Origin of the sequence: Streptomyces sp. NPDC101225 (assembly GCF_044767585.1) — a bacterium.
GTDB lineage: Bacteria > Actinomycetota > Actinomycetes > Streptomycetales > Streptomycetaceae > Streptomyces.
In genome coordinates this window covers 19,072-39,070 of the sequence record NZ_JBIWOE010000046.1, presented here as the reverse complement: position 1 = coordinate 39,070, position 19,999 = coordinate 19,072, and the positions used below count along the sequence as shown (strand labels likewise).

Genomic DNA, 19,999 nt, shown 5'->3' with positions numbered 1-19,999 from the left:
GCTACGGCTGGGCGAACGGCCCGTCGTGGCCGACGACGAGCACGGCCGCGTCATCCTCGTGACCGACACTTTCGGCCACCTTCATCACGCCCTCGGCGAGCGCGTCGGCCTCCATGCCGGCGACCGCGGCGATGCCCGCGAGCCGTACGACCTGCTGGAGGCCGTCCTCGACGGACAGCGACGGTCCTTCGACGACGCCGTCGGTGAGCATCACGAAGACACCGCCCGTCGTCAGCTGGTAGCGGGTCACCGCGTAGCGCGCTCCGTCCTGGATGCCCAGGGGCGGCCCGCCCTCGTCCTCGGCGATGCCCGACTTTCCGTCCGCCGTGGCCCAGATGTGCGGGATGTGCCCGGCCCGCGCGCTCTCCAGCACCCCGGTGGACGGGTCGAGCCTTATGAAGGTGCAGGTGGCGAAGAGGTCGGTGCCGAGGGTGAGGAGCAGGTCGTTGATCCGGGAGAGGAGTTCGCCGGGTTCGCCGGTGACGGAGGCGAGCGCGCGCAGGCCGACGCGGACCTGGCCCATGAAGGCGGCCGCCTCGATGTTGTGGCCCTGGACGTCTCCGATGGACAGTCCGATACGGCCGTCCGGCATCGCGAAGGCGTCGTACCAGTCGCCGCCCACGTTGAGCCCGTGGCAGGCCGGCACGTAGCGGACGGCGAGGTGGAGCCCCCCGGCGGAGGGCAGGTCCCGGGGCAGCATGCCGCGCTGGAGGGCGAGGGCCAGCTTCACCTGGGAGCGCTGCAGCTCGGCGAGCTCGCGTGCCTGGGCGGTCAGCGACCCGAGTCTGGCGAGCAGTTCGTCGCCGTGCTCTGCACGCTCGAGGGACATCGATCACTCCGGCGGGGCCGGGGGCCAAAGCCCCTTCAGGGTAAACCGCATGATGATGATTTTAGGAGGATGATAGCGACATAACGGGTGGAGCAGGCCGCGGGAGGTTCCGCCGGTCACCTCGCCGCGGCCTGTGCGCCTCGCACCGGCGGCTCAGCCGCCGAGCGCGGCCATCACCACGTCCCTGGCCTCCTCCTGCACCTGCCGCAGGTGGTCGGCGCCGCGGAAGGACTCGGCGTAGATCTTGTAGACGTCCTCGGTGCCCGAGGGCCGGGCGGCGAACCAGGCGTTCTCGGTGCTCACCTTGATGCCGCCGATGGGTGCTCCGTTGCCCGGCGCCTCGGTGAGCACGCCGGTGACCGGCTCGCCGGCCAGCGTGTCGGCGGTGACCTGCGCGGGTGAGAGCTTGGCCAGCAGCGCCTTCTCCTCACGCGTCGCGGGGGCGTCGATGCGCGCGTAGGCGGGTTCGCCGAAACGGGCCGTCATGGCGGCGTAGTGCTCCGAGGGCGACCTGCCGGTGACCGCGATGATCTCGGAGGCGAGCAGGGCCAGGATGATGCCGTCCTTGTCCGTGGTCCACACCGAGCCGTCCCGGCGCAGGAAGGACGCCCCCGCGGACTCCTCGCCGCCGAAGCCGATGGAGCCGCCGACCAGTCCCTCCACGAACCACTTGAACCCCACGGGCACCTCGACCAGCCGCCGCCCGAGGTCGGCGGCGACCCGGTCGATCATGCCGGAGGACACCAGGGTCTTGCCGATCCCGGCGTCGGTGGGCCACTGGGTGCGGTGGGCGTACAGGTACGAGATGGCCGTGGCCAGGTAGTGGTTGGGGTTCATCAGCCCCGCGTCCGGTGTGACGACGCCGTGCCGGTCGGCGTCGGCGTCGTTGCCGGTGGCGACCTGGAAGCGGTCGCGCTGCTCGATGAGGGAGGCCATCGCGTACGGCGAGGAGCAGTCCATCCGGATCTTGCCGTCCCAGTCGAGCGTCATGAAGCGCCAGGTGGGGTCGGCGAGGGGGTTGACCACGGTCAGGTCGAGCCGGTGCTGTTCGGTGATGCGGCCCCAGTAGGCGACCGACGCCCCGCCCAGCGGATCGGCGCCGATGCGGACGCCCGCGGCGCGGACCGCGTCCAGGTCCAGCACGTTCGGCAGGTCGGCGACGTAGGCCCCGAGGTAGTCGTGGCGCCGGGTGGTGTCGGCGGCGAGCGCGCGGGTGTACGGGATGCGGCGCACGTCCTTCATGCCGCTGCCGATGATCTCGTTGGCCCGGTCCTGGATCCACGAGGTGGCGTCGGAGCCGGCGGGCCCGCCGCTCGGCGGGTTGTACTTGAAGCCCCCGTCCGCGGGCGGGTTGTGCGAGGGGGTGACCACCACGCCGTCGGCGAGGCCGGAGGCACGGCCGCGGTTGTGGCTGAGGATGGCGTGCGAGACCGCGGGCGTGGGCGTGTAGCCGTCCGCGCTGTCGACGAGCACGGTCACGCCGTTGGCCGCGAACACCTCCAGCGCGGTGACCCGCGCGGGCTCGGACAGGGCGTGGGTGTCGGCGCCGAGGAAGAGGGGGCCGTCGGTGCCCTGCCGGGCCCGGTACTCGCAGATCGCCTGGCTGGTCGCGGCGATGTGGTCCTCGTTGAACGCGGTCGCCAGGGACGATCCGCGATGCCCCGAGGTGCCGAACGCCACCCGCTGGCCGGGGTCGGCGGGGTCCGGGTGCAGGGCGTAGTACGCCGTGACCAGCCGGGCGACGTCGACGAGGTCCTCGGGGGCGGCCGGCTTGCCCGCTCGCTCGTGCTGCATGTGCCCGCTCCTCCACATGGGTTGACCAAAACGCTTGCCGCCCCATCTTCGCTCGTCACGGGACGGACAGCGAGAGCGGGTCAGTGCCGGGAACGCGTGAGCAGCGCGCAGACGAAGTTCTCCTGAACGGCACGCAGGCGGCTCAACAGCTCCGGGTTCTGCGACGCGTTGATCTGCGAGGTGACGGAGAAGGTCAGCGACCGCCGGCCGTCGGGAGTCGCGGCGATCAGCTGCGTGTAGCCCGGGGTGTTGCCGGTGTGCCCCAGCACCACGCCGCACCGGGTGGCGTACCGGAAGAGGGCGAGTCCGGCCATGTTCTCCCCGGGTCCCGCGGGTTCGGACGCCCCGGGGATCCAGCGCCGCTGCTCGCGCACGACTGCTCCGCCGTAGAGCGCGCCGCCGACGTACCCGCGGACGAAGCGCGTCATGTCGGCCGGCGTGGAGATGATCCCTCCCGACGCCCAGGAGCCGGAGGCGCCGACGGCCTCGCTGACGTCCTCCGGCGGCGGGGTCGTGTCGTAGCCGTGCAGATAGGGCTCGGGCATCCGGTAGCCCTGGGGAAGGCTCGTGGCGTGCAGGCCGAGCGGCCGGTACACGAGGGTGCGCAGCAGTTGTTCGTACGGGGTGCGGGTCGCGGCCTCCGCCATCAGCGCCACGGCGATGTTGTCGGAGTTGGAGTAGTGGTACCGGCTTCCCGGCGGGAAGCCGAGGGGCTGGTCGGCGACGAAGTCGAGGAGGCGGCGGGAGTCGAAGACGTGGTGCGGGTCGGCGGTGATGATGCTCCGGAACGCGGGGGCCGCCGAGTAGTCCGGCAGGCCGCTGGTGTGGTTGAGCAGCTGCCTCAGCGTCACGTCGTGCCAGGCCACGGGGAGCCGCGGCAGCCGCCGGCCCAGCGTCTCGTCCAGCCGCAGCGCGTGTCGGTCGACCAGGCTCAGCGCCACCGCCCCGCTGAACGCCTTTGCCGCGCTGGCGATGCGCATGTGGTCGCGGACGCCCGGGAGCCGGCCCGTGGCGAGGTCCGCGACACCCGCCCGCAGAACCCGGGTGCTGCCGCCCCGCTGCAGCACGGCGATGACGCCGGGCGGCCCCCCGGGTGCCCGCACGAGCTGCTCGATCTGTGCCTGGAGGTCGCCCTCGCGCGGCGTGGGAGCGGCGGCGCTGCTCGGGGCCGGCCGGCAGAGCGCGGTCAGGCACAGGGCGACGACACAGCCCACCCGCAGGCGGGAACGGCGAGCGGACGGACGGGCCGGAGCGGAGCGAAGGGGCATCAAATCTCCCTGGGCGGGCCGATGGTGCAGCCCAGCCTTTCCCCGTGCCCGGCGCCGGGCCCTCCCGGCTGCTGCATCCGGCCCAACGGCGCGACCGCCGCACCACCCCGCCACCGCGCCCGGAGTCCGCAGCACCCGGTTCCCGGCAGGACGCCCTGCCCGGCCCGCCGACCGAGCACGAGGAAACAGCAGGACAAAGGGACAAGAGAACAAGGAGACAGAAAGACAAGGGCGTGGCCTGGGGCGCGGCCACCACGTACCGGACCCGCACCCCCCACTCCCCGCCCCGCCCGGCCTCGTCACCTGAACGGCCCAGGCAGGGCTGCCGGAAGAGGCGGGGCCCGGTTCGCGGGGTGACCGTGGTGGAAGGCATGGGCGCGCATCCGGATCCGAGGAGGCGGAATGGCAGAGGGCCTGACCGAGGCCGAGGCGGTGCACGCCGTGCCGGAAAACGGCACGGGGCGGGCGCCGGACCCGGTCCGCAGCGGCTTCGAGGAGCTGGGGTCGGTCGCCGACGCCGTCCTCTACGAGGGCTATCTGCTCTACCCCTACCGTCGTTCCTCGGCCAAGAACCGCGTCCGATGGCAGTTCGGCGTCCTCTTCCCCCGCGACTGGGCGGAGGCGTCCGGGCCGGTCGTCCCGGGCCTGTCCGGCGCCGCGGACTCCTGGTACCAGCAGACCGAGTGCCTGCTGCGCGCCCGGCGGGACGACGCCGTCGTACGCGTGCGGGTGCGGTATCTGCAGACGCAGCACAAGCAGGTGGAGGAGGCCGGCCCGGACGGCGGCCATCGTGCGGTCGCGTCGCTGCGGACCGCCGACGGCACGACACATCTGACCTTCGAGGAGGCCGTGCCGCGGGAGGCGGAACTCACCGTCCCGCTCGGCGACCTGCTGAAGAACGAGCGTACGGTCTCCGTCGGGGCGCCGGGCGCCACCGAGGTCGAGCCGCTGCCCGGGGGCGCCGGGCGGGTGGTCCGGCGGCGCGAGGAGGTCCGGGCGGACGCCACGCTGACGGCCGAGCGGATCCGCGAGGACGTCGTACGGCTCCGGGTGCGTACGGTGAACGGCGGGCCGGCGCCCGATCCGCGGGCACCGCGTGACAAGGCCCTGTGCCGCGCCCTCGTCGCCACGCACACGCTGATCGCCGGCGACGGCCTGGAGTTCGCCTCGCTGATCGATCCGCCCGCCGAGCTGCGCGAGCACGCCCGTGCGTGCCGGAACGAGTTCACCTTCCCGGTACTCGGCGGCGAGCCCCCCGCCGAGGAGACGGGCAGCGGACCCCTCGTGCTCTCCTCGCCGATCATCCTGCCCGACCACCCCCAGGTGGCGCCCGAGAGCCCCGGCGATCTGCACGACGCCGCCGAGATCGACGAGATCCTCACCCTGCGCACCATGCTGCTGACGGACGAGGAGAAACGGGAGGCCCGCGCCACCGACCCGCGGGCCGCCGCGATCCTCGACCGGGTCGACACGATGCCGCCGGAGGTCTTCGCGCGGCTGCACGGTGCCGTCCGCTCGCTGACACCGGCCGCTCCCGCCCCCGAGCGGCCCGCCTGGTGGCGCGAGGACGCCGAGGCGGGGTTGTCCCCGACCACCGACACCGTGCTCGTCGACGGCGTCGCGCTGTGCGGCGGCAGCCGTGTGCGGCTGCGCCCGCGGGGCCGCGGGGCCGACGCCCAGGACATGTTCCTGGCCGGGCGGACCGCCCGGGTGGCCGCCGTGCTCCGGGACGTGGACGGCAGCACCCACCTGACCGTCACCCTCGACGACGACCCCGCGGCCGAACTGAACAGCTGGTACGGCCGCTTCCACTACTTCCGGCCCGACGAACTCGAACCGCTCGAGGCCGCCGGCCCACCGGACCGGCCGCCGGCACCGGCTCCCGCCGCGGCCCCGGCAGTGCTCCCGACCGACTCCGACACCCCCTGCAGCGGAGGCCGATGACATGACAGCCCACACCACCGAAGGCGACCGCACCGAGGCCCGCAAGGGCATCGACGAGATCCACATCCTCTGGATCTCCGAGGGCATGAGCTGCGACGGCGACACCGTCTCCCTGACGGCCGCCGACCAGCCCTCCATCGAGGACCTGGTGCTCGGGCTGATCCCGGGCCTGCCCAAGGTGAACCTGGTCAACAAGGTGCTCTCCCCGAGCCTGGGCGGCGAGGACTTCCTCGCTCCCTACCGCGCCGCGGCCCGCGGCGACCTGGCGCCGTTCATCCTCGTCATCGAGGGCTCGATCCCCAACCAGAACATCATCGAGGGCGACGGCTACTGGACGTCCTTCGGCAACGACCCGGAGACCGGTGAGCCGCACACCCTCAACTGGTGGATCGACCAACTCGCCCCGAAGGCCTGGGCGGTGGTCGCCGCCGGCACCTGCGCGACCTTCGGCGGCATCCACGCGATGGCCGGCAACCCCACCGGCTCCATGGGCCTCGCGGACTACCTCGGCTGGGACTACAGGTCGCAGGCCGAGCTGCCCGTGGTCAACGTGCCCGGCTGCCCGATCCAGCCGGAGAACTTCATGGAGACCCTGATCTGGGTCCTCCAGCACGCGGCCGGTGACGCTCCCCCGCCCCCGCTGGACCACATGCTGCGCCCGCAGTGGCTGTTCGGGAAGACGGTCCACGAGGGCTGCGACCGCGGCTCGTACTACGAGCAGGCCACCTTCGCGAGCGACTACAACTCCCCCAAGTGCCTGGTGAAGACCGGCTGCTGGGGCCCGGTCGTCAACTGCAACGTGCCCAAGCGCGGCTGGATGGCGGGCATCGGCGGCTGCCCGAACGTGGGCGGCATCTGCATCGGCTGCACCATGCCGGGCTTCCCCGACGCCTTCATGCCGTTCATGGACGAGCCGCCCGGCGGAACCCTGTCGTCGCTCGCCATCAAGCCGTACGGCGCCGTCATCCGCCGCCTGCGCGGCTTCACCAACGAACTCGTCAACCACGAGCCCGGCTGGCGCCACAACAAGAAGAAGCTGACCAGCGGTTACGACCCGCGCTGGCGGCCCTGACGCCGCGCGGCGCCCGCACCCCACCCACGCATCCGAGGAACACCGACAGCTAGGGGCAGCAACAGCCATGACCACCACCGAGGCACGGCCCACCGGACGCAAGCCGCCACAGATCGTGGACATGTCCTGGGACCCGATCACCCGCATCATCGGCAACCTTGGCATCTACACGAAGATCGACTTCGCCAACCAGGAAGTCGTGGAGTGCCACAGCACTTCGTCCCTGTTCCGCGGCTACTCGGTGTTCATGAAGGGCAAGGACCCGCGCGACGCGGGCTTCATCACCTCGCGTATCTGCGGCATCTGCGGCGACAACCACACCACCTGCTCCGGCTACGCGCAGCAGATGGCGTACGGCGTGAAGCCGCCCCGGCTGGCCGAGCACATCGTCAACCTCGGCGAGGCGGCCGAGTACATCTTCGACCACACGATCTTCCAGGACAACCTGGTCTTCGTGGACTTCTGCGAGGCGATGGTCAAGGCCACCAACCCCGGTGTGCTGGCCCGCGCCGAGCGCACCGAGGCGCCCCACGGCGACATCCACGGCTACCGGACCATCGCCGACATCATGAAGGCCTTCAACCCCTTCGAGGGCGAGGTCTACAAGGAGGCCCTGAAGGTCAGCCGGATCACACGGGAGATGTTCTGCCTGATGGAGGGGCGGCACGTGCACCCCTCGACGCTGTATCCGGGCGGCGTCGGCACACTGCCGCAGCCGACGGTCTTCACCGACTACCTCAGCCGGCTCATGCGGGTCATCGACTTCGTCAAGAAGGCCGTGGCCATGAACGACGACGTCTTCGACTTCTTCTACGAGGCGCTGCCCGGCTACGAGGAGGTCGGCCGCCGCCGCACCCTGCTCGGCTGCTGGGGCGCCTGGCAGAACCCCGACGTCGTCGACTACCGCTACGAGAACATGAACGCCTGGGGCAAGGCGATGTACGTCACCCCGGGGATCATCGTCGACGGCGAACTGGTCACCAACAACCTCGTCGACATCAACCTCGGCCTGCGCATCATGCTCGGCAGCTCCTACTACGAGGACTGGGTGAACGAGCAGCCGTTCGTGACCCACGACCCGCTCGGCAACCCCGTCGACATGCGCCACCCCTGGAACCAGACCACCGTCCCCGTGCCGCAGAAGCGGGACTTCGACGACAAGTACAGCTGGGTGATGAGCCCGCGCTGGCTCGACGGGCGCACCGGCGACCACCTCGCGCTGGACACCGGCGGCGGCGCGCTGGCCCGGCTGTGGTCGACGGCCCTCAGCGGCCTGGTCGACACCCCCTACGTCAAGGCCACCGGCACCAGCGTGCGCATCTCGCTGCCCAAGGGCGAGACGCTGCCGGAGACGACCCTGGAGTGGCGGGTCCCGAAGTGGAGCAACACCATCGAACGGGACCGCGCCCGGCCGTACTTCGTCGCCTACGCGGCGGCGATGGCCCTGCAGTTCGTCGAGGAGGCCATGGGCCTGGTGCGGGCCGGCGACACCAAGGTGTTCGAGAACTTCGAGGTGCCCGACGAGGCGATCGGCTGCGGCTTCCACGAGGCGGTGCGCGGCGTCCTCTCCCACCACCTGGTGATCAAGGACAAGAAGATCGCGAACTACCACCCCTATCCGCCCACCCCGTGGAACGCCAGCCCCCGCGACAAGTTCGGCACCCCCGGCCCGTACGAGGACGCCGTCCAGGGCCAGCCCATCTTCGAGGAGAACGGGCCGGACGACTTCAAGGGCGTCGACATCATGCGCACCGTACGCAGCTTCGACCCCTGTCTGCCGTGCGGCGTGCACATGTACGTCGGCAACGGCAAGACGCTGACGACCCTGCACTCGCCGACGTACGGAGCCGACCATGGCTGAGGCCGAAGCCCCGGCCGAGCGGCTCGCGGACCCGGCGGTCGAGGGCCGGCTCGCCCGGCTCGACGAGCTGCTGGCCGGACTCGAGTCGGCGCCGGGCCCCACCACCCGGTCCGCGATCGAGGCGGTACGGCTGCTGACGGAGGTCTACGGCGAGGCGCTGGCCCGCGTCATGGACCACGCGGACGGGCCGCTCGCCGCGCACCTCACCGAGGACGAGCTGGTGGGACACCTGCTGGTGCTGCACGCCGTCCACCCGGAGCCGGCCGAGCGGCGGGCCGCCCGCGCGGTGGAGCGCCTGCGGCCCGCGGTGCGCGAGCGCGGCGGGGACGTGGAGTGGGCGGGCGTGCAGGAGGGTGTGGGCCGGGTCCGGCTGACGGCGGGCGGCGGCTGCGGCTCGGGATGCGGCGGCGGGTCCGCCGACGTCTCGGCCGTGGTCCGTGCGGCGGTGCTGGCCGCCGCTCCCGAGCTGACGGCGGTGGAGCCGGAGCCGGCAGCCGCTCCCGCCGCCTTCGTACCGCTGGCCGACCTGAAGCGGCGGAGTACGCGGTGACCGCGGACGGAGCCCTGGCCCGGCTCATCCGCACACCGGTGGAGGCCGGTGAGCGGTGCGACCTGTGCGCCGCGCCGGTGGCCGACGAGCACCCCCACCTCTACGCCACCACGGAGCAGCGGGTCTGCTGCGCCTGCGGCCCCTGCTCGGTGCTGTTCGCCGGGGACGGGGCGGGCGAGGGGCGCTACCGGCTCGTTCCCCGCAGGCGGATCAGGCTGCCCCGGGTGGACACTGAGGTCCTGGGCGTGCCCGTCGGGCTGGTCTTCTTCGTGCCCCGGGCCGACGGCACGGTCACCGCCGAGGGTCCGAGCCCGGCCGGGGCCATGCGGTGGGAGGTGGACGCGGCGGCCTGGCAGCGCCTGGCCGCGGCCCATCCGCAGCTCGCCGCCATGGAGCCCGACGTCGAGGCCCTGCTCGTCAACACCGTCCACGGCCTCGACCACCACTGGCTCGTGCCGGTCGACGACTGCTTCCGCATGGTCGCCGTCGTACGCCACGCGTGGCAGGGCCTGTCCGGGGGCGGCGAGGTCTGGCCGGCCGTCGAGAGGTTCTTCGAGGACCTCACCGAGCGGTCGTGAGGACGCACTCCGCGCCGCGGAGGCGAGGAAGGAGACACCCATGGGCACCATCAGGGTCGGCCGCGCCGCGGCCAAGCCCGACCTGACCGGGCATGTGCCCGGCATCCACCAGGGCAACAAGGGGCCGTACGAGCGTCAGGTCGGCCATCACGAGGACGGCACCGCCGACGCGCGCCGCTCCACCGGGATCCATTGGAAGCGGCACGACGCTCTTCTGGACGTCATGCCGAACATCCCTCCGGGATGAGGAACAGACAGTAGGGAGTCGCCGGAAATGACGGTCCAACGAGCGGGAAGCACAACGGCCGCGCGCACGGGTCAGCGGCTGCTGATGGCCGAGGCCGCGGTGGTCGGCGCCCTGGCCCTCGCGCTGTTCGTGCGGGAGTTGCCGAGCCTGCGGCGCGAGCTGCGGATCTGGCGGATGGCGGGCGGTGTGCGCGCCGGCCACCGCTACCCGTGAGCCTGGCGTGCACGAGTTGTCGATCGCGACCGCGATCATCGAGCGGGCCGACGCACTCGCCCGGGAGGAAGGGGCGCAGGCCGTCTCGGCGGTGACCGTCCGGGTCGGCGAGCTGGCCGGGGTCGTTCCCGACGCCCTGAGTTTCGCCTTCGAGGTGGCCCGGGACGGCACCGCGCTCGCGGCGGCGCGGCTCGTGGTCGAGCACGTCCCCGCGCAGGCCTACTGCGGCCCGTGCGCCGAGGAGTTCGCGGTCGGCATGCCGCCGTTCTTCTGGTGCCCGCGCTGCGACCGGCCCTCCACCGAGCTGCGCAGCGGCCGGGAGCTGGAGATCACCGGGATCGGCTGACCCGCCGGGGTGCCCCCGGGGCGGGCGCCCGCGGGGCCCCCGCGGGGGGCCGGCACCGCAAGCGCGGCAGCAGCGAGCCGCCCGGCCCGGACACCCCCCCGGGACCCCCCAGGCCGCGCGCGCCCCCCCCCCCACCCCCCGGGGGCGCGGGGGGGGGGGGGGGCATCCCCCGGGGCGGGGCCCCCCCGGGGGGGCCCCCCGGGGGGGGCCCGGGGGGCCACCCCGGCGGGTGCCGGTCAGCAGATGCGCGGCAGCTGCTCGCCGAGCGGCAGGTCCACCACCCGGGTACCGCCGAGGCCGGTCGCGACCACGACCATGCCGGGGTGCTCGGCGACGCACTCACCGATCAGCGTGGCGCCGGCACCCTGCGGGTGGGCGCGCATCGCCGCCAGGACCTCCTCGGCCGCCTCGGGGGGCACGAAGGCGACCAGCCGGCCCTCGTTGGCGACGTACAGGGGGTCGAGTCCCAGGAAGCCGCAGGCGTTGGCGACCGCGTCCGGCACCGGGACGGCCCGCTCCTGGAGGCGTACGCCGGTGCCCGACGCCCGCGCGATCTCGTTGAGGGACGCGGCCAGACCACCGCGCGTGGGGTCGCGCAGCACGTGCAGGTCAGGGGTGACCGCGAGCATGGCCGCCACCAGGCCGGCGAGCGGTGCGGTGTCGCTGGCGATCTCGACACCGAACTCCAGCCCCTCCCGCACGCTCATGACGGCCACGCCGTGCAGGCCGATCGGGCCGCTGACGATGACGGCGTCGCCGGGCCGCGCCCGCTGGGGCCGGATGTCCACACCGTCGGGTACGAGTCCGACCCCGGCGGTGGTGACGTAGACGCCGTCGCCGTGCCCGGACTCGACCACCTTGGTGTCGCCGGTGGCCACGACCACGCCGGCCGCCTCGGCCGCCGTGCCCATGGCGCGTGCGATGCGCTCGACCACGCTCAGCTCCACGCCCTCCTCGAGGACGAAGGCCGCGGAGAGGTAGGCGGGCCGGGCGCCGCTCATCGCAAGGTCGTTGACGGTGCCGTTGACCGCGAGGTCGCCCAGGCTGCCGCCGGGGAAGAACAGCGGCCTGACCACGTGGGAGTCGGTGGAGAACGCGAACCTCGCACCGCCCAGCCGCAGGACGGCGGAGTCCGCGAGCGCGGCGAGGGTGGGGTTGCCGTAGGCGGGCGCGAACACCTGCTCCATCAGCTCGGCGGACAGGGCGCCGCCTCCGCCGTGCCCCATGACCACCACGGGCTGGTCGCGCAGGGGGGCGGGACACGACCAGTCGGCCGGGTCGACCCTCGTCTCGGAGAGTTCAGGCAACGGGGTTCATCTCCTCACGTGCGGCGGTCCGTTCGGCCTGCGGCGCCTGTCCGTTCATCCGGCGGTAGAGGTAGTAGGCCGCGCACGCGCCCTCGCTGGAGACCATCGTCGCGCCCAGGGGGGTGCGCGGGGTGCAGGTGGTGCCGAACGCCGCGCACCCGGTCGGCTTGATCAGCCCCTGCAGCACCTCCCCGGCCCGGCATTCCGCGGGCTCCTCGGTGCGGATGCCGCCGACGTCGAAGCGGTGCTCGGCGTCGTACGCGCGAAACGCCTCGGTCAGCCGCCAGCCGCTCGCCGGGATGGGCCCGATACCGCGCCAGTTGCGGTCGGTGACCTCGAACACCTCCTCGATCATGCGTACGGCGGCCGGGTTGCCGTCCTCGCGCACGGCACGCGCGTAGGCGTTCTCCACCCGGTGCTCGCCGCGCTCCAGCTGGAGGACGGCGCGGCGGATGCCCTCCAGGATGTCCAGGGGTTCGAAGCCGGTGACCACGAGCGGCACCCGGAACCGGTCGGCGAGCCGCGGGTATTCGGCCGTGCCCATCACGCTGCACACGTGCCCGGCGGCCAGGAAGCCCTGCACCCGGCAGGCCGGGGCGGTCATGATGGCCTCGATCGCGGGAGGCACCCGGACATGGGAGACGAGCAGGCTGAAGTTGGCCAGGCCCAGGCGGCGGGCCTGGTGCACGGCCATCGCGTTGGCGGGGGCCGTGGTCTCGAAGCCGATGGCGAAGAACACCACCTCCCGCTCCGGGTTGCGGCGGGCCAGCTCCAGGGCGTCGAGCGGCGAGTACACCACGCGTACGTCTCCGCCCTCGCCCTTGACCCGGAACAGGTCGCGGTCGGTGCCCGGTACGCGGAGCATGTCGCCGAAGGAGCAGAAGATGACGCCGGGGCGCGAGGCGATCTCCAGCGCCTTGTCGATGACCTCCAGCGGGGTGACACAGACCGGGCAGCCCGGGCCGTGGATCAACTCGACCTGCTCGGGCAGCAGCTGGTCGATGCCGTGCCGGATGATGGAGTGGGTCTGGCCGCCGCACACCTCCATCAGCGCCCATGGCCGGGTGACGGTGGCGCGGATGTCGTCCAGCAGCCGGCGGGCCAGCTCGGGGTCGTTGAACTCGTCGATGTACTTCACCGGGCCTCGCTCTCTCGGGTCTCCTCGGTCACCGCGGCGACCCCGGCGTCCCTGGACGCCTGCTCCCAGGCGTCGCCGAACTCCTCCTCCAGCAGGCCCAGTTCCTCGAAAAGCTTCAGCGAGGCCTGCGCCGACTCCTCGTCCAGGCGCTGCAGCGCGAAGCCGACGTGCACGATGACGTACTCACCCACCCGCACGTCCGGGACGTACTCCAGGCACGCCTGCTTCTGGACTCCGCCGAAGTCGACGAGACCGGTGCGGGGTTCGGCGCCGTCGTCGATGGACACGACCTTGCCGGGCACTGCCAAACACATGGGTCACTCCTCACTGTCGTCCGTGTGCCGCGATCACCAGCTGGCCCAGCGCCAACCCGCCGTCTCCCGGCGGGACTTCGCCGTGCAGGAGCACGGTGAAGCCGTCGCCGGACAGCAGGTGTGCGCACTCCCGCTCCAGCAGCGCGTTGGCGAAGACGCCGCCGCTGAGGGCGACGACGGTCAGGTCGGAGGCCTGGCGCGCACGCCGGCAGATCTCCAGGACGGCCCGTGCGACGCCGCGGTGGAACCGCGCGGCGATCACCCCGGGCGGGGTGCCGCGCCGGAGGTCGGCGACGACCGCGCGCAGCACGGGCGCCGGGTCGGCCTGCACGGGGCCCGTCGTGACGCCGAAGGCGTACGCCTCCGTGCCGGCGCCCCAGGCCGTCAGCGCCGCCGCCTCCAGCTCCAGGGCGGCCTGCGCCTCGTAGCCCGCGCGGTGGCACACGCCCACGAGTGAGGACACGGCGTCGAAGAGCCGTCCCATGCTGGAGGTGGGGACACAGGCCACGTTGCGCGCCAGCTGCCTCTGCAGCACGGCCAGTTCGTCGGGGGCGCAGGCGGTGACGCAGGGCAGGTCCGCGTCCCACGGCAGGCCGGCGGCCCACAGCCGGGCCAGCGCGAGACGGCAGGGGTTGGCCACGCCCGCGTCCCCGCCGGGGAGCGGGGCGGGAGTCAGGTGGGCGAAGCGCCGGTAGCCGCCGTAGTCGGCGAGCAGGAACTCGCCGCCCCAGACGGTGCCGTCGTCGCCGTACCCGGTGCCGTCGAAGGCGACGCCGATCACGGGGGCCGTGACGCCGTGTTCCGCCGCCGCCGAGGCGATGTGCGCGTGGTGGTGCTGCACGAACACCGGTGTGGGCCTGGGCAGTTGGAGCGCCCGCTGCCGGGCCCAGCGGGCCGAGTGGTAGGCCGGGTGCCGGTCCGCGGCGAAGAGCACCGGCTTGACCCCGGTCAGGCGGCGCATGTGCAGCTCCGCCCCGCGTGCCGCCTCCAGCGCGGTCAGGTCGCCCATGTCCCCGATGTGCGGGCCGAGCCAGGCCTGGTCGCCCTCGCCGACGCACAGCGCGTTCTTCAGGTCGCCGCCCACCGCGAGGGCGGGGCGCAGCTCCAGCGGCACGCGCAGCGGGCGGGGCACGTATCCACGGGAGCGGCGCAGCACCTGCTCGGTGCCGTCCGCGCGCACCCGCAGCAGCGAGTCGTCGCAGGGCGAGGCGATGCCTCTGTCGTGGGCGAGCCAGGCGTCGGCCAGTCCGGCGAGGCGGGTCAGTGCCTCGTCGTCGTCCGTGACGATCGGCTCCCCCGAGCGGTTGCCGCTCGTCATCACCAGGGTCCGGGGCCCCGGCGGGTCGCCCGGCAGCCCGAACAGCAGGGTGTGCACGGGGGTGTACGGCAGCATCACGCCGATGTGCGGGCTGCCCGGGCACACACCGGGCGCCAGGTGACGCGACGCGCCGGGCGTGCGCCCGCGCAGCAGGACGATGGGGCGACGGGAGCCGGTGAGAGCCCGGCGCTCGGCGGCGGAGACCTCGGCGATCCGCTCCACGTCGGCGAGGTCCGCGCACATCACCGCGAAGGGTTTGCCGCCCCGTTCCTTGCGGCCGCGCAGCGTGTCGACGGCGCGGGCGTCGGTGGCGTCGCAGGCCAGGTGGTAGCCGCCGAGGCCCTTCACGGCGACGATCCGCCCCTCGGCCAGCAGCGCCCGCGCCCCGGTCAGGGCGCCGGCGCCCCGCGCGGGGTGGATCCCGCTGCCGAACGCGGGCACCAGACGCAGCCGGGGACCGCAGTCCGGGCAGGCCACGGGCTGGGCGTGGAAGCGCCGGTCGGCGGGCTCCCCGTACTCCCGGGCGCAGCCGGGGCACATCGGGAAGCCGGTCATGGTGGTGGCCGCACGGTCGTACGGCATCCCGGTGGCGATGGTGAAGCGGGGCCCGCAGTGGGTGCACGTGACGAAGGGGTGGCGGTGCCTGCGGTCCGCCGGGTCGGCCAGCTCGCGCAGGCAGTCGGCGCAGGTCGCCGTGTCGGGCGGGAGCTGGGTGCGGCCCGGGGCCCGCTCGGTGGAGCGGATGGTGAAGGCGTCGTCGGCGCCGGTGACGGGCAGGTCCTCGACGTCGATTCCGGCGACCAGGGCCAGCGGCGGGGGCTCGGCGCCGAGGTGGTCGCAGAAGCGGGTGACGCCGTCCGGTGCGCCCTCCACCTCGATGAGCACGCCGTACGCGGTGTTGCTCACGAAGCCGGTGAGGGTCAGGCCGGCGGCCAGGCGGTGCACGTACGGGCGGAAGCCCACGCCCTGCACCGTGCCGCGCACCGTGACGCGGCGGCGGACGGCCCGGGTGGCGGGTGCTGTCACGAGAGGGGGCCGGCCGCCAGGCCCGCGTCCTCGTGCGGGTGCGCGTGGACGTGGGGGTGCGGCGCGAGCGGGGGCCGGTGGACGGGCGCGCCGTCCCGTGCGGTCAGCACCCGCTCCAGGACGGTGTCGACACCGGCGCCGTCCCGGGCGCAGGACCGGACGATCTCCACTCCGGGGTTGACCTGCTGCACATGGGCGCCGAAGGCCGGCGCGTCGAAGCCTGCCGGCCCGGCGAGGTCGGTCTTGGTGAGCACCACCAGGTGGGCGGAGGCGAAGGCGGTGGGGTACTTCAGCGGCTTGTCCTCGCCCTCCGTCACGGCCATCAGCACGATCCGCAGGCTCTCGCCGAGGTCGTAGGAGGCCGGGCAGACGAGGTTGCCGACGTTCTCCACGAACAGCAGCGCGGTGTCCTCGGGCAGCCAGTTGTCGACATGGCCGCGCAGCTGGCGCGCCTCCAGGTGGCAGAGACCGTCGGTGAGCAGCTGCTTCACCGGTGCTCCCGACCGGGCCAGCCGGCGGGCGTCGTTCTCGGTGGCCAGGTCGGCGGTGAGCGCGGCCGCCGGGATGCCCCGCTCCAGCGCACGGGCCAGGACGCGCCCGAGCAGTTCCGTCTTGCCGCTGCCCGGGCTGGACAGCAGGTTGACGACGGTGACTCCGCGCCGCGCCAGATCGCTGCGCAGGCTCGTCGCCAGGCCGTCGTTCTTCGCCAGGACGGCCTGGGTGACGTCCACGGAATCGCACATGCGCTGCTCCTCGGGCCGGTGTCGGAGGGGCCGGGGCGGTCCGGTCCGTCACCGATCCTCGGCGCCGCCCGCCGCCGGGGCGGCGAGCCCGGCCGGGGAGGGGTGCGCAGATTCCTCCGGGCGGCGCAACGACGCGGTCGCCGCGGGGTCGGCGAGCAGCACGGGGACCAGCCGGTGCAGGGCCTCGGCCGCCCGGCCGACCGCGTCGCGCACCGGTGCGCTCAGGCCGGGGACGATGTCCTCGTCCGGGTCCGGCCGGTCCTGGGGCTCGCAGGCGAGCACGAGGACCCGCGGCAGCGGCCCGTCGCCCAGGTGCGCGGCCAGGGCCAGCACCTTGGCCGGGTCCATGCCGTGCGCCTCGGGCGGCGCGGCGGCGCGGGCGGGATCGGGGACCTCCGCCTCGATCAGGAAGAGCGTGCCGGGCCGCCGGCCCCGTTCGGCCGCGTCGACCAGGACCGCGACGTCGTAGCCGTCGAGCAGCTCGTAGGCGAGGTCCAGGCCGCGGATGCCGAAGTCGCGCACCCGCACCTCGCCGGGCAGCGGTCGGCGCTCCAGGAGGCGGATCACCTCGGGTCCGAAGGAGTCGTCCGCGAGGAAGATGTTGCCCACGCCCGCCACCAGCACGCGCGCGGTCACCGGGCGTCCCCGGCGGGCAGGGACAGCGGACGGCTGGAGGTCCCGGGCTGCTTGCGGACGAAGGCCGACCGGAGGGAGTGGTAGTCGGAGAGCGGGTCGAAGAAGATGGCGCGCATCCGGGCGAGTTCGTCGCGCCGGTACTCCGCGAGCGGGCGTTCGTTCTCGTCCGCGCGCCGGGCCGCGGCCTTCGCGGTGATGCGCTGCACGAGGTCGGGGGCGTCGCCCAGCTCGTCCGCGAGGTTCCGGATCTCGGCGCCGAAGTCCTCGGCGGCGACGGGGACCAGGCGGTCCACGAGCCCGATGCGGGCGGCGTGCGCGGCGCTGATCGGCAGCGCCTCCTCGGTCAGCTTCTGGGCCGTCGGCGCTCCGACGCGGCGCGGCAGGGTGTAGGTCCAGAACTCGGAGCCGTACAGGCCCATCCGCCGGTAGTGCGGATTGAGGACGGCGCCCGTACGGCACCACACCTCGTCGGCGGCGAGGGCGAGCATCAGGCCGCCGGCCGCCGCGTTGCCGCCCATCGCCGCGACCACCAGCCGGTCCGTGGTCCGCAGTACCGCCTCGACCAGGTCGTCCATGGCGTTGAGGTTCGTCCAGGACTCGCCGGCCGGGTCGGCGGCGGCCTCGATGACGTTCAGGTGGATGCCGTTGGAGAAGAAGTCCCGCCCGCCGTCGAGGATCAGGACCGAGGTGGGGCGGGTGAGGGCGTACCGGTAGGTGGCGAGCAGCCGGCGGCAGTGGTCCGTGCTCATCGCGCCGCCGGGGAAGGAGAAGGACAGGAAGCCGACGTCGTCGTGCTGCCGGTAGCGGATGTCGGTCAGGGTGCGCCGTTCGGCGGGCAGTTCCAGCGGGACGGGCATCTCGGGCAGCCGCAGGGCGGGATCGCCGGAGCCGGTGCGGGTGACCGCGGTGCCCGACGGGGACGGCAGGCCGTCGAGCACGGAGGCCGCCGGGCGGCGGAAGGGCGCCGGGTCGCCGGAGGCCTTGCGCGGGCGCAGTTCGGGGATCCACACCGCGCCGTCCACGGTGGCGCGGCAGATCGCTCCGGCGCGGGTGGCGAGCAGTTCGCCGGGGCGGCCGCAAAGCCTGTCCTCGGGGTGGCCGCCGTGCAGGAACACCTCGTGGCCGAGGAGTTCGTCCAGGACTCCGGGCTGCGAGTCGGCGGCGCGCAGTTTGCGCAGCACCGTGCGGGTGCTGTCCTTCTCCCAGTCGATCCAGCGCCGTTCCTGGCGGAAGAAGTCGCGCCACACCACCTCGGTCCCGGGATCGCTCTGCGGCCGCGGCTTGTACGAACCCCCGGCGTACCGCCGCACGGCCTGCAGGACGGCGGCCGTCGCGGCGTCGGACACCTCGTTGCGGTAGAGGTCGCTCTTGCCCACGGGCGGGACGGCGAAGGACTGCGCCGCCCAGACGTCCCCCGCGTCCATCGCGGCCTCGGCCTGGAGGACCGTGACGCCCCAGTGCGGCACCTCCTGGTCGATCGCCCAGTCCAGGGCGGCGGGGCCGCGGTCGCCGGGGGGTCCCGGGTGCACGACGAGGCAGGTGTGCTCCTGCCACACGTCCTCGGGCAGCGCCGTCCTGAGCATCGGCGCGACGATCAGTTCGGGCCGCACCTCGGTCACGGCGGCACGGACGGCGTCGGCGCCGTGCGAGGCGAGCACGACGTCCACCCGGTGGTCCAGGTCCGACAGTTCCGCGTACACGCGCTGGGAGAGGCTGTTGAACGCACTGACGACGAGCAAGATGTCCATGACCCGGCATACTCGCCGCTGCGGAACTCCGCGAAAAGGATCATCGCGGCGTTTCGGCCGCCTCCGCCGGGTCCCTTGCTCCATCCGGATCGCACCGTCGTTCCGGCGGCAACTTAAGTGAACGGTTAACCAACCGTTGACACTCCCGGGAACCGAGAGCGCAATGGGCTCTGACATGGGGGTGTGACATGCAGGTTCCCGCTCCGTTCGAGTACCAGCGGGTGCACAGTGTCGGCGAGGCGATCGGGCTCCTGGACCGGCTCGGCGACACGGCACGGCTGGTGGCCGGCGGCCACAGCCTGATCCCGATGATGAAGCTCAGGCTGGCCAACTTCGAATACCTGGTCGACATCAACGAGCTGCACGACGAGCTCGGCTACATCCGCGTCGAACCGGGCCTGATCCGCATCGGGGCGATGACCCGGCACCGGGAGCTGCTGGAGTCCGACGAGCTGGCCGCGGCCTTCCCGATCTTCCGTGACGCCGAGCGCGTCATCGCCGACCCCGTGGTCCGCAACCGCGGCACCCTCGGCGGCTCGCTGTGCCAGGCCGACCCGTCCGAGGACCTGTCCGCCGTGTGTACGACACTGGGCGCCTCCTGTGTGATCCAGGGGCTCGGCGGCGAACGGGTCGTCCCGATGGAGGACTTCCACCAGGGGCCGTACGAGACGGCGGTCGGGGACGCGGAGATGCTCACCGAGGTGCGGTTCCCGGTGCGTCCGGGCGGTTCGAGCGCCTACGAGAAGGTCGAGCGGCGGGCCGGCGACTGGGCCGTCGTCTCGGCCGGCGCGGCCGTCTGGCTCGACGCCGGATCGATCACCGACGCCCGGGTGGGGCTCGCCGCCGTCGGCCCGAACACCGCGGGCATCGCGGGCATCGCCGACGTCATGCGCGGCCGTCCGCCCGGCGAGGAACTGTACGCGCGGGCCGGGGACATCGCGGCCGAGGCCTGTTCGCCGGTGAGCGACCGGCGCGGCAGCGCCGAGTACAAGCGCCATCTGGCGCGGGAGTTGACCGTGCGGGTACTGCGCCGGGCGGTGGCCCGGGCCGGCGGACAGGAGGCGTGA

The 19,999-nt window shown here is 73.4% G+C and carries 19 protein-coding genes; 9 read left to right on the top strand and 10 right to left on the bottom strand.

Annotated features, from left to right (window positions below; translation table 11 throughout):
- Window position 1 precedes the first annotated feature (1 nt).
- The 3 genes from ACIRPX_RS39090 to ACIRPX_RS39080 form a co-directional block, all read right to left on the bottom strand.
- Window positions 2-829 (bottom strand): PP2C family protein-serine/threonine phosphatase, encoded by an 828-nt coding sequence (locus tag ACIRPX_RS39090; RefSeq protein ID WP_404204364.1) that lies wholly within the window; start codon window positions 827-829, stop codon window positions 2-4.
- A 153-nt stretch (window positions 830-982) separates the two neighbouring features.
- A complete protein-coding gene (pgm, locus tag ACIRPX_RS39085) occupies window positions 983-2,623 on the bottom strand; it encodes a phosphoglucomutase (alpha-D-glucose-1,6-bisphosphate-dependent) (RefSeq protein ID WP_404204362.1) in 1,641 nt (546 codons plus the stop codon).
- 80 nt (window positions 2,624-2,703) lie between these two features.
- A complete protein-coding gene (locus tag ACIRPX_RS39080) occupies window positions 2,704-3,891 on the bottom strand; it encodes a serine hydrolase domain-containing protein (protein WP_404204360.1) in 1,188 nt (395 codons plus the stop codon).
- 402 nt (window positions 3,892-4,293) lie between these two features.
- Here ACIRPX_RS39080 and ACIRPX_RS39075 point away from each other — a divergent pair, with 402 nt between their 5' ends.
- From ACIRPX_RS39075 to hypA, 8 genes are all read left to right on the top strand, one after another.
- Entirely contained in the window at window positions 4,294-5,835 is a 1,542-nt protein-coding gene (locus ACIRPX_RS39075) for a hypothetical protein (RefSeq protein WP_404204358.1), read from the top strand.
- Window position 5,836: 1 nt separating this feature from the next.
- On the top strand, window positions 5,837-6,907 hold the full coding sequence (locus tag ACIRPX_RS39070) for a hydrogenase expression protein HypE (RefSeq protein ID WP_404204356.1): 1,071 nt from the start codon (window positions 5,837-5,839) through the stop codon (window positions 6,905-6,907).
- Window positions 6,908-6,974: 67 nt separating this feature from the next.
- Window positions 6,975-8,768, top strand: a complete 1,794-nt coding sequence (locus tag ACIRPX_RS39065) for a nickel-dependent hydrogenase large subunit (RefSeq protein WP_404204354.1) — start codon at window positions 6,975-6,977, stop codon at window positions 8,766-8,768.
- Window positions 8,761-9,318: a NifU family protein gene (locus ACIRPX_RS39060; protein ID WP_404204352.1), complete on the top strand. Its 558-nt coding sequence runs from the start codon at window positions 8,761-8,763 to the stop codon at window positions 9,316-9,318. Before ACIRPX_RS39065 ends, ACIRPX_RS39060 begins: the two co-directional genes overlap by 8 nt.
- A complete protein-coding gene (locus ACIRPX_RS39055; protein ID WP_404204350.1) occupies window positions 9,315-9,896 on the top strand; it encodes a DUF5947 family protein in 582 nt (193 codons plus the stop codon). Before ACIRPX_RS39060 ends, ACIRPX_RS39055 begins: the two co-directional genes overlap by 4 nt.
- Window positions 9,897-9,936: 40 nt before the next feature.
- A complete protein-coding gene (locus ACIRPX_RS39050; RefSeq protein ID WP_404204348.1) occupies window positions 9,937-10,143 on the top strand; it encodes a hypothetical protein in 207 nt (68 codons plus the stop codon).
- Between the two features lie 27 nt (window positions 10,144-10,170).
- Entirely contained in the window at window positions 10,171-10,356 is a 186-nt protein-coding gene (locus ACIRPX_RS39045) for a hypothetical protein (RefSeq protein ID WP_404204346.1), read from the top strand.
- A 7-nt stretch (window positions 10,357-10,363) separates the two neighbouring features.
- Complete coding sequence (gene hypA, locus ACIRPX_RS39040; protein ID WP_404204344.1) at window positions 10,364-10,702, top strand: hydrogenase maturation nickel metallochaperone HypA; 339 nt, start codon at window positions 10,364-10,366, stop codon at window positions 10,700-10,702.
- 236 nt (window positions 10,703-10,938) lie between these two features.
- Here hypA and hypE read toward each other — a convergent pair whose 3' ends face one another.
- From hypE to ACIRPX_RS39005, 7 genes are all read right to left on the bottom strand, one after another.
- Entirely contained in the window at window positions 10,939-11,928 is a 990-nt protein-coding gene (hypE, locus tag ACIRPX_RS39035) for a hydrogenase expression/formation protein HypE (RefSeq protein ID WP_404204414.1), read from the bottom strand.
- A 73-nt stretch (window positions 11,929-12,001) separates the two neighbouring features.
- Entirely contained in the window at window positions 12,002-13,147 is a 1,146-nt protein-coding gene (gene hypD / locus ACIRPX_RS39030; protein WP_404204342.1) for a hydrogenase formation protein HypD, read from the bottom strand.
- Window positions 13,144-13,461 carry a HypC/HybG/HupF family hydrogenase formation chaperone gene (locus tag ACIRPX_RS39025; protein ID WP_404204340.1) on the bottom strand — a complete coding sequence of 106 codons (318 nt, stop codon included), beginning with the start codon at window positions 13,459-13,461 and terminating at the stop codon, window positions 13,144-13,146. Before ACIRPX_RS39025 ends, hypD begins: the two co-directional genes overlap by 4 nt.
- A 10-nt stretch (window positions 13,462-13,471) precedes the next feature.
- Window positions 13,472-15,805, bottom strand: a complete 2,334-nt coding sequence (gene hypF, locus ACIRPX_RS39020; protein WP_404204338.1) for a carbamoyltransferase HypF — start codon at window positions 15,803-15,805, stop codon at window positions 13,472-13,474.
- Window positions 15,802-16,548 carry a hydrogenase nickel incorporation protein HypB gene (gene hypB, locus ACIRPX_RS39015; protein WP_404204336.1) on the bottom strand — a complete coding sequence of 249 codons (747 nt, stop codon included), beginning with the start codon at window positions 16,546-16,548 and terminating at the stop codon, window positions 15,802-15,804. The genes hypF and hypB overlap by 4 nt, the downstream gene beginning before the upstream one ends.
- Before the next feature lie 48 nt (window positions 16,549-16,596).
- Entirely contained in the window at window positions 16,597-17,184 is a 588-nt protein-coding gene (locus ACIRPX_RS39010; RefSeq protein ID WP_404204334.1) for a hydrogenase maturation protease, read from the bottom strand.
- On the bottom strand, window positions 17,181-18,932 hold the full coding sequence (locus ACIRPX_RS39005) for an enoyl-CoA hydratase-related protein (protein ID WP_404204332.1): 1,752 nt from the start codon (window positions 18,930-18,932) through the stop codon (window positions 17,181-17,183). Before ACIRPX_RS39005 ends, ACIRPX_RS39010 begins: the two co-directional genes overlap by 4 nt.
- A gap of 188 nt (window positions 18,933-19,120) precedes the next feature.
- Between ACIRPX_RS39005 and ACIRPX_RS39000 the strand changes: the two genes are divergently transcribed.
- Window positions 19,121-19,999 carry an FAD binding domain-containing protein gene (locus ACIRPX_RS39000; protein ID WP_404204330.1) on the top strand — a complete coding sequence of 293 codons (879 nt, stop codon included), beginning with the start codon at window positions 19,121-19,123 and terminating at the stop codon, window positions 19,997-19,999.

Coding starts and splice junctions, on each gene's coding strand:
- pgm (WP_404204362.1), bottom strand. CDS start 2,623: ATGCAGCACGAGCGAGCGGGCAAGCCGGCCGCCCCCGAGGACCTCGTC.
- ACIRPX_RS39045 (WP_404204346.1), top strand. CDS start 10,171: ATGACGGTCCAACGAGCGGGAAGCACAACGGCCGCGCGCACGGGTCAG.
- ACIRPX_RS39070 (WP_404204356.1), top strand. CDS start 5,837: ATGACAGCCCACACCACCGAAGGCGACCGCACCGAGGCCCGCAAGGGC.
- ACIRPX_RS39075 (WP_404204358.1), top strand. CDS start 4,294: ATGGCAGAGGGCCTGACCGAGGCCGAGGCGGTGCACGCCGTGCCGGAA.
- ACIRPX_RS39000 (WP_404204330.1), top strand. CDS start 19,121: ATGCAGGTTCCCGCTCCGTTCGAGTACCAGCGGGTGCACAGTGTCGGC.
- ACIRPX_RS39080 (WP_404204360.1), bottom strand. CDS start 3,891: ATGCCCCTTCGCTCCGCTCCGGCCCGTCCGTCCGCTCGCCGTTCCCGC.
- ACIRPX_RS39005 (WP_404204332.1), bottom strand. CDS start 18,932: ATGGACATCTTGCTCGTCGTCAGTGCGTTCAACAGCCTCTCCCAGCGC.
- hypB (WP_404204336.1), bottom strand. CDS start 16,548: ATGTGCGATTCCGTGGACGTCACCCAGGCCGTCCTGGCGAAGAACGAC.
- ACIRPX_RS39065 (WP_404204354.1), top strand. CDS start 6,975: ATGACCACCACCGAGGCACGGCCCACCGGACGCAAGCCGCCACAGATC.
- ACIRPX_RS39050 (WP_404204348.1), top strand. CDS start 9,937: ATGGGCACCATCAGGGTCGGCCGCGCCGCGGCCAAGCCCGACCTGACC.
- ACIRPX_RS39025 (WP_404204340.1), bottom strand. CDS start 13,461: ATGTGTTTGGCAGTGCCCGGCAAGGTCGTGTCCATCGACGACGGCGCC.
- ACIRPX_RS39060 (WP_404204352.1), top strand. CDS start 8,761: ATGGCTGAGGCCGAAGCCCCGGCCGAGCGGCTCGCGGACCCGGCGGTC.
- ACIRPX_RS39090 (WP_404204364.1), bottom strand. CDS start 829: ATGTCCCTCGAGCGTGCAGAGCACGGCGACGAACTGCTCGCCAGACTC.
- hypE (WP_404204414.1), bottom strand. CDS start 11,928: ATGGGGCACGGCGGAGGCGGCGCCCTGTCCGCCGAGCTGATGGAGCAG.